7 protein-coding genes and 1 pseudogene are annotated in these 8,007 nt (G+C 65.5%); 4 read left to right on the forward strand and 4 right to left on the reverse strand.

The window, feature by feature from the left end:
- Window positions 1-129: 129 nt before the first annotated feature.
- The gene (locus JaAD80_RS24885) at window positions 130-975 is read right to left on the reverse strand and encodes a CheR family methyltransferase (protein WP_219726878.1); all 846 of its coding nucleotides are present in this window, start codon (window positions 973-975) and stop codon (window positions 130-132) included.
- 126 nt (window positions 976-1,101) lie between these two features.
- The gene (locus tag JaAD80_RS24890) at window positions 1,102-2,088 is read right to left on the reverse strand and encodes an aldo/keto reductase (protein ID WP_102298546.1); all 987 of its coding nucleotides are present in this window, start codon (window positions 2,086-2,088) and stop codon (window positions 1,102-1,104) included.
- Between the two features lie 89 nt (window positions 2,089-2,177).
- On the opposite strand from JaAD80_RS24890, the gene JaAD80_RS24895 reads away from it, so the two are divergent.
- Window positions 2,178-3,068 carry a LysR family transcriptional regulator gene (locus JaAD80_RS24895; protein WP_180979578.1) on the forward strand — a complete coding sequence of 297 codons (891 nt, stop codon included), beginning with the start codon at window positions 2,178-2,180 and terminating at the stop codon, window positions 3,066-3,068.
- A gap of 89 nt (window positions 3,069-3,157) precedes the next feature.
- Window positions 3,158-3,667 (forward strand): GAF domain-containing protein, encoded by a 510-nt coding sequence (locus JaAD80_RS24900; protein WP_102298554.1) that lies wholly within the window; start codon window positions 3,158-3,160, stop codon window positions 3,665-3,667.
- Here JaAD80_RS24900 and JaAD80_RS24905 read toward each other — a convergent pair whose 3' ends face one another.
- Window positions 3,668-4,255 carry an O-methyltransferase gene (locus JaAD80_RS24905; RefSeq protein ID WP_102298549.1) on the reverse strand — a complete coding sequence of 196 codons (588 nt, stop codon included), beginning with the start codon at window positions 4,253-4,255 and terminating at the stop codon, window positions 3,668-3,670.
- A gap of 47 nt (window positions 4,256-4,302) precedes the next feature.
- Window positions 4,303-5,193, reverse strand: coding sequence for a DMT family transporter (locus JaAD80_RS24910; protein WP_102298550.1), 891 nt, complete (start codon window positions 5,191-5,193; stop codon window positions 4,303-4,305).
- Between the two features lie 106 nt (window positions 5,194-5,299).
- Here JaAD80_RS24910 and JaAD80_RS24915 point away from each other — a divergent pair, with 106 nt between their 5' ends.
- Both JaAD80_RS24915 and JaAD80_RS24920 read left to right on the forward strand, forming a co-directional pair.
- Complete coding sequence (locus JaAD80_RS24915) at window positions 5,300-6,079, forward strand: helix-turn-helix transcriptional regulator (protein WP_102298552.1); 780 nt, start codon at window positions 5,300-5,302, stop codon at window positions 6,077-6,079.
- Between the two features lie 80 nt (window positions 6,080-6,159).
- Window positions 6,160-8,007, forward strand: a pseudogene (locus JaAD80_RS24920) (hypothetical protein); the annotation flags it as partial.

The following is an 8,007-nucleotide window of genomic DNA, read 5'->3' on the forward strand; positions in this document are numbered from 1 at the left end:
ATGCCCAGCGCCTCGACGCCGCCGGCGGAAGCGCCAATGGCGATCAGGCGCAGGCCGGCGGGCGGCGGCGCCACCTCCGTGACGGGCAGCGCGGGCGGTGTGCCGGGCAACAGGCCGGGAGCCATGGAATCAGGCACGCTGGAAAATTCTCTCGGCCGGGCACAGCTCGCGGAAGCTGGCCGCATGGCGGCTGAAATGCAGGCTTTCCTTCATGCCCAGGCCCAGGAAACCGCGGTTTACCAGCGCTTCGTGGAACAGGCCCAGGGCGCGGTCCTGCAAGTCCTTGTTGAAATAAATCATGACGTTACGGCAGGACACCATATGCACCTCCGAAAAGACACTGTCGGTCGCCAGGCTGTGGTCGGCGAAGACGAACTGGCGCCGCAGGCGCCGGTCAAAGATGGCGCCCTTGTAGGCAGCCGTGTAATAGTCGGACAGCGAGCGCTTGCCGCCCGCCAGCTGGTAGTTTTCGCTGAACTGGGCGATGCGCTCGATCGGATAAATCCCCGCTTCGGCGGCGGCCAGCGCTTCCACGTTGATGTCCGTCGCGTAAATCATGCTGCGTTCGAGCAAGCCCTCTTCTTCCAGCAGGATGGCCAGCGACCACACTTCTTCGCCGCTGCTGCAGCCGGCCACCCAGATCTTGATGGAAGGATAGGTGTGCAGGATGGGCACGACTTTTTCGCGCAAGGCGCGGAAGTATGCGGGATCACGGAACATCTCGCTCACTTGCACGGTGAAAAACTGCAGCATCTGCGCGAACACGGTGGGCTCGTGCAAGATGCGGTCCTGCAATTGCGACAGGCTGGCGCAGCCAAAGCGCTCCATGGCCTGGCGCATGCGCCGGCGCAGGGACGCCACCGAATAGTCGCGGAAATCGTGCTGATACCGCAGCAAGATTCCCTCAAGCAGCAACTTCAGTTCGATATCGAAAATATCATCATCTAGCAATTGACCATCCACCCTTCCATCGATTCTGTCCGTCGGCCCCGTCCCGTTGCGCTGGCAGCGGGGCCAGCCAGAATGCTAGCAGATCGTCGCATTATTTCGCGCAGGAAAAGCCGCCGTTGCGTACGCTGGCGTACACACGGACCACTTTTCTCAAGCGCCCACGCCCTTCATGCCCTCCTGCGTGTAGCGTTCGCCCGCCGCCATGCCCAGCGGAAAGGCGGCGGCCATCGACGCCAGCGTGGCCCCATCCAGATGCACCTGCAGCGCGCCCAGGTTGTCGTGCAGGTAGGCGACACGTTTGGTGCCGGGAATGGGGATGATGTCGTCGCCCTGCGCCAGCAGCCAGGCCAGCGCCAGCTGCGCCGGCGAGCAGCCCTGGCGGTGCGCAAACTGCCGGACCAGGCCGGCGATGGCCTGGTTGCGCACCAGGTTGTCAGATGAAAACCGGGGGTTGAACTGGCGGAAATCCCCGGCCTGCAAACTGGCTGCATCGGCGATGGCGCCCGCCAGGAATCCCCGGCCCAGCGGGCTGTAGGCGAAGAAACTGGCACCTGCTTCGCGGCAGGCGGTCAGCACGCCCTGCTCCGGCTCGCGCGTCCACAGCGAGTATTCGCTTTGCACGGCCGCCACGGGGCAGATGGCCGCCGCGCGCCGCAAGGTCGCCGCGCTCACCTCGCACAGGCCAACGGCGCGGATCTTGCCCTCCTGCCGCAGTTGCGCCAGCATCCCCATCGATTCTTCCAGCGGCGTCTCCAGGTTCAAACGGTGCAGATAAAACAGGTCGATGGTTTCCACGCCGAGGCGCACCAGCGACGCTACGCAGGCCGCGCGGATGTAGGCGGGGGAATTGTCGACGCGGCGCGCATAGCCGCCGGCCTCGCGCGCCAGGCCGCATTTGGTGGCGACCATGGCCTGGCCGCGATGCCTGCTGAGGAAGCGCCCCAGCAGCTGTTCGTTGTGGCCAAAGCCGTAAGCGTCGGCCGTGTCGAACAGGGTCACGCCCGCCGCCAGGGCCGCTTCCAGCGTGGCCATCGATTGCGCCTCGTCCGTGGCGCCATAGAATTCCGACATGCCCATGCAGCCCAGGCCCAGTGCCGAACTGCTCAAACCGCTATTGCCGATGCGTCGTTGCTGCATGCTGCTCTCCTTCAATGTGATGTCGATGCAGCCACTCTAGGCCGTGCCGGCCGCCGGGGGAATGTGCGATTTCGTGATACCTTTCTGGTATGAGAGCACTCGACACCCACGCTTTGACCCTGTTTTGCGCCGTCGCCCGCTGCCTGAACTTCCGCCAGGCGGCGGAGCAGTTGCACATGACCCAGCCACCCCTGTCGCGCGCCATCCGGACGCTGGAAGACAAGCTGGGGACGCGCTTGTTCGAGCGCGACACGCAGGGCGTGGCCATGACGCCGGCGGGACGCACCCTGCTGCCGCAAGCCTTGCACATTCTCGACTTGCTGGCGGCGGCGCAAGCCTCGCTGCAGGCGGAGAGCACCCCGGCCCGCCTGCGCCTGGGCCTGACCAGCTCGGTGGAAGCGGGCCTGTTCCGGCCCCTGCTGGCCGCGCTGGAACAGGCGCTGCAGCCCATGCGCCTGGAACTGGCGTCCGCGCCGTCGCCGCGCCTGGTGGCGGCCGTGCGCAAGGGCCAGCTTGACGCGGCCCTGCTCGCCCTGCCCAGCGCCACGTTTGACCTGGCCGTGCAGCCGCTGGCGCGCCAGCCCATGATGCTGGCCCTGCCCGCCACGCACCGCCTGGCAAAAAAGCGCAAGCTCAGCCTGCTTGACATCGCTCAGGAGTCCATCTACTGGTTCGAGCGGGCGCGCCAGCCCGCCTTCTTCGACCACTGCCAGCAAGTGTTCAGCCGACATGGCTTTGCGCCCACGTTCCTGCGCGAAGCACTCGACCATCACGTGCTGCTCGGCGACGTGGCGGCCGGCAAGGGCATGGCCCTGCTGGCCGATTCCTTCCGCGCGCTGCGCCTCGATGGCGTGGTCTACCGGCCATTGCGGGAAGGCGATGAATTGGCGGCCGGCATCGGCCTGGCCTGGCGGCCAGAACACGGCCACGCGGCGCTGCCCCTGCTGCTGCGCCTGGCGCAGGAACAACTGCACGGCTGAAGGGGAAAGCCAAGGCGGCAGCGAAGGTGCACGCGCGCGCGCCAGACGCGCTACCATAGCGCCTTCCCCATTTTTTGAGCGCCACCATCATGACGTTTACCATCAGCGACGCCGCCTACGCCACCGACACTCCTGCCGCCAAGCAAGCCATGTATGCGGACCTGCGTTCGCAGCTGCAAGGCCTGCTCTCGGGCGAGAGCGATTTCATCGCCAACACGGCCAATTTCAGTTCGCTGGTGTTCAACACCATGCCGGGCTTGAACTGGGCCGGCTTTTATTTCCTGAAAGGCGAGGAACTGGTGCTGGGCCCCTTCCAGGGCAAGCCCGCCTGCATCCGCATCAGGAACGGCCGCGGCGTGTGCGGCACTACCGTGGTCGAAGGCAAGTCCATCGTCGTGCAGGATGTACACGCGTTTCCCGGCCACATCGCCTGCGACGTCAATTCGCGCTCGGAACTGGTGGTGCCCGTGTTCGCCCACGGCCAGATCATCGGCGTGTTCGACCTCGACAGCCCGCTCGCCAGCCGCTTTGACGATGTCGACGCGCAAGGCGTGGAATCGCTGGTGCGCGTGCTGGAAGCGTCCATCGTTGCCGAGTAATCAGTTGCCCGCCTTGACGGCGATGAACTCGCCCTTGCCCACAGTTGCCAGGCAGGCCGTATAGCGGCTGTCGGCGCGGATGGCATCGATAAAGCCGGCCATGTCCGCATAGTGCGAGCTGGCGTTGTCGACCACCAGCACGCCGCCGGCGGCCAGCACGCGGTCCAGTTGCGGCCACCATTGTGCATATTGCTGGCGCGCCGAATCGAGAAAGATGAAATCGTACGCGCCATCGTTCGCATCGCGCAGCACCTCGCCCGCGTCGGCCAGCAGCTGGCCGATCACGCCCTGCAGTTGGGCCCGCACGAAATTGGCATGTGCCATGTCGAACTTGTCCTGCGCCTTTTCCACCGTCACCAGCGTGCCGCCCAGGGCCTGCGCCGCGCGCGCCAGCCACAGGGTGGAATAGCCGTTCGATGTGCCGATTTCCAGCAGCCGCCGCGCGCCGCGCGCGTGCACCAGCACGGCCAGCAGCTCGCCCGTGTCGCGCGTAATATTGAGCATGCGGCTGGCCCGTTCCGTGTGCGCCGCGTCATTCGCGTTGCCGAACGCTTCCAGTTCACTCAACAGGGTATCGATGTTTGGCATGCCAGCTCCTTGCGCTTGTTATGCAAAGCACCAGCATAGCAAAAAAACTACGCCTTGGCGCGGCGCAAGGGACGCTTCAGGTACTGCACCATCGCCACGCCCAGCAGGGTCACGCCGCCGCCGATCACATCGTAACTGTGCAAGGTTTCACCGAGGAACAGCATGGCGATGATGACGGTGAACACGGGCAGCAGATTCATCAGCGTGGTGGCGCGGCTGGGCCCCAGCTTGGCCAGGCCATGCATCCACAAAAACGGCGCGACGATGGACGCGGGGATGCCGGCAAACAGCACCAGCGGCAAGCCGGCGCTGGTGACGGGCGGCGCCGACTGGCTCAGGTAATACACGAACAGCACGGGCACGGCGCACCACACCTGGATCAGCAAGGAGTGCCAGTTATTCAGGGGAATCTTCCAGCGCTTGAGCAGCACGCCGTATCCCGCATACGACAGGCAGGCCAGCAGCATCAGGGCGTCGCCCACGGCCGCGCCATGGGCCAGCAGCGCGGCGGGGTCTCCATGGCTGAGCAGGTAAGCCAGGCCCAGCAGTGACACCAGGCCGCCGAACACGCCGCCGACAGTGGGCGCTTCGCCCAGCAGCAATACGGACAGGCCCACGGCCAGCAAGGGCATCATGGAAGCGAGGATGCCCATGTTGGTGGCCGTCGTCGTTTGCGCGGCGATGTAGGCCAGGCACTGGTACATGACCATGCCCAGCATGCCCAGCACAAACAGCTTGCCCAGGTAGGGCTTCACCACGGCCCGCTGTTTCCACACGGGACGGGCAAACACCAGCGCCAGCAGCACGCCGGCCAGCAGCCAGCGGTAAAACGAGATGGCGGCCGGATCGATGACGCCCACGGCCATCTTGCTGACGATGGTGTTGATGGCCCAGATCAGCACGGCGATCACGGGCAACTGATAGTGCTTCACTTGCATGCGGCGTACTCCATTATTCAATGGCGCCATTTTCGCATGGTCTGATTCCATGGATATAATGCATATCGGACAAACGATGCAAAGAACAGGACAAACAGGAGAGACGATGGCCAACAACCAGCACTTCCCCGCCGTTTCCGACAGCCTGCCCTATCCCGTGTATTTCCGCCTCGACGATTATCACGCGCACCAGCAATTCGATTACCAGAGCCATCCGTGGGGACAGCTCACGTATTGCTCCACCGGCGTGATGGAAATCATGGTGGCGGGCCAGCGCTATCTGTCGCCGCCCCAGTACGCCGTCTGGATACCGCCCGAGACCTTGCATGACGGCTATATCCGCCAGGATGTCGTGTTTCACTCGGCGTATATCGATGCCAGCCTGTGCGCGCAGTTGCCGGCGCAACCGTGCGCGCTGGTCTTGAGTCCCTTGCTGAAAGCCATCCTTGGCGACTTCGCCGACCGGGGCGTCACGACACCCGCCACCGAGGCCGACCAGCGCCTGGCACAAGTGCTGGTCGATCAATTGCGGCTGGCGCCCTGCAGCCGCAACTATTTGCCGGGCAGCGACGAGCCCGTCATCGCGGCGCTGCTGGCCGCCCTGCAGGCGGAGCCGGGCAGTAACCGCTCACTGGCCGACTGGGCCGCGCAACTGCATGTCACCGAGCGTACCCTGGCGCGCCGCTGCCAGCGCGAACTGGGCATGCCGTTCGGCGAATGGCGCCAGCGCCAGCGCTTCCTGGCCGCCCTGCCGCTGCTGGAAAAAGGCGACACCGTGCAGGCGATCGCGCTGGAACTGGGCTACAGCACGGCGTCCGCCTTCATCGCCATGTTCCGCCGGCAAAGCGGCGGCACGCCCGACCAGTTCCGCCGCGGCCTGCGCTGAAAAAGCCAAACCGGGCCATCCGCTTTGTCATATGGGAATGCTAAAATTCAAACATCTTTCCCGAGAGCAAAAGGACGCGCATGAACCCCAGCACCGAAACGGCCCATGAAACCCCAGGCAGCAAGGATGCGCCGCAGGTGACGGAGACAGCCGTGACGGCGCCAGCACCCATCACGCTCGACAAAGAAGCCATACCTACCGTACTGGGCAAGCTGCGCACCCTGGTGCAGGACAAGACGCGTTTCGAGCCGCACGACATCACGCCGCTGGGCGAGGAAGATGCGCTGCAGGATTTTTCGCTGCAAGCGAACTACGCGCTGGAAGCGCGCTTCGAGCAGCGCGTCATCAACGGCTATTTCACGCCGGCCGGCAGCGACTGCCGCTGCCAGGGTGGCCTGCACGAGGTGGGAGCACTTGCTCACGCGCAGGAGAAGGAACGCCTGCGCCGCGCGGCAAGCAAGCTCGACAATGCTTTGCGCCAGGCGGGCCAGGCCTACAACGGCGTCGAGGCGGGACTGTACCTGCCGCACGCCGTCAAGCACTGGCACCTCGACACTTGCGGCAACTGCCATGGCGATGGCCGCATCAGTTGCCACACCTGCTACGGCGCCACCACGGAAACCTGCTGGAGCTGCCACGGCGGGCGCACCGTCAGCTGCGACGGCTATGGCTGCTATGGCAGCGGCAAGGTGTCGTGCTCGTATTGCAGCGGCAGCGGCACGGTCTCCGAACAGGTCACCGACTACATCACGGTGCAAGTGCCCACTACCACCTACAGCTACGGCAGCTCGCATACCAGCTACCACAGCGAAACGCGGCCCCAGTACCGCACCGAATACCGCTCTTGCTACCATTGCAGCTACGGCAAGGTCAGCTGCAACACCTGCCACGGTTCCGGCAACATCAATTGCGGCACCTGCCGCGCCAGCGGCAAGGTCACGTGCCGCACCTGCAGCGGCGTGGGCGACTTGCGCTGCAACCCGTGCGACGGTTCCGGCAAGCTGGGCAAGGCGGCCTGGGTCGACGTGCACGTGGCGCCCGGCTACAGCGTCAGCCTGCCCAAGCAGGCGCCCGAGGACGCGCAGCGCATTCGCGACAAGGAGAGCGTGCACTCACTGGCCGCCATCGCCGGCAGTCTCGCCCTGGCGAAAGTGAGCATTTACAATGAAGACCAGCCGCAGGAAGTCGACGCCCTGTATGCGGCCAAGCTGCGCATCGTGCGCCTGGACGCCGCCTGCAACGGAGAAAAGCACCATCTGGTGGCGTATGGCACCGACCTGCGCTGGCTGACCCTCGACGACATCGTGGAAAAGCTGCTGCGCGGCGACCTCAAGGTGCTCAGCGACGCGCTGGCCGGCAGCGCCGACGACGGCCTGTTCTCGGCCCACGTACAGGGCCTGCTCACGCCGCTGCGCGACGTGGCCGCCTCGGAACTGAACGCGGACGTGATCGACTCTGTCCTCAGCGGAGAAACCGATCACGCCCACGTCGACGTGGTATCCAGCGAGTATGCGCAGAATGTGCGTACCTGCGTGCTGGGCGCGCTGCGCCAGGTGTACACACGGCTGGCCAAGCAGTTCTGGTGGAAAAGCGCGCTGGCAGCATTGGCCGTCGCCATCGCCACCTGGTACTTCGCGGGACGCGGCATGGCGGCGCTGGCCGGCCTGCTCGTCACGGGCGCCGCCTACTGGCTGTTCAACCGCAAGGTGAAAAAAGTGCTCAGTGAAGCGCTGGGCGGCGAGCAGCAGGCCGAACGCGCCATGCGCATCGCCGGCAAGGGCCGCCGCAACCAGCTGGCGCAAGTGCTGATACTCGCCCCGGCCAGCCTGGCCGTGCTGGCCGCCAGCTATGGCTTGCCTACCCGCGTGCACGCGCCCGCGCGCCGGCGCAGGCGGCCCTGGTCTCGGTGCCCGTCGCGCCCCACGCGC

This window comes from Janthinobacterium sp. AD80 (genome assembly GCF_002878455.1).
Classification (GTDB): Bacteria; Pseudomonadota; Gammaproteobacteria; order Burkholderiales; family Burkholderiaceae_D; genus Janthinobacterium.

Excerpts from the sequence above, each read along its gene's own strand:
- JaAD80_RS24900 (WP_102298554.1), top strand. The coding sequence starts at position 3,158 with ATGACGTTTACCATCAGCGACGCCGCCTACGCCACCGACACTCCTGCC.
- JaAD80_RS24910 (WP_102298550.1), bottom strand. The coding sequence starts at position 5,193 with ATGCAAGTGAAGCACTATCAGTTGCCCGTGATCGCCGTGCTGATCTGG.
- JaAD80_RS24915 (WP_102298552.1), top strand. The coding sequence starts at position 5,300 with ATGGCCAACAACCAGCACTTCCCCGCCGTTTCCGACAGCCTGCCCTAT.
- JaAD80_RS24905 (WP_102298549.1), bottom strand. The coding sequence starts at position 4,255 with ATGCCAAACATCGATACCCTGTTGAGTGAACTGGAAGCGTTCGGCAAC.
- JaAD80_RS24890 (WP_102298546.1), bottom strand. The coding sequence starts at position 2,088 with ATGCAGCAACGACGCATCGGCAATAGCGGTTTGAGCAGTTCGGCACTG.
- JaAD80_RS24895 (WP_180979578.1), top strand. The coding sequence starts at position 2,178 with ATGAGAGCACTCGACACCCACGCTTTGACCCTGTTTTGCGCCGTCGCC.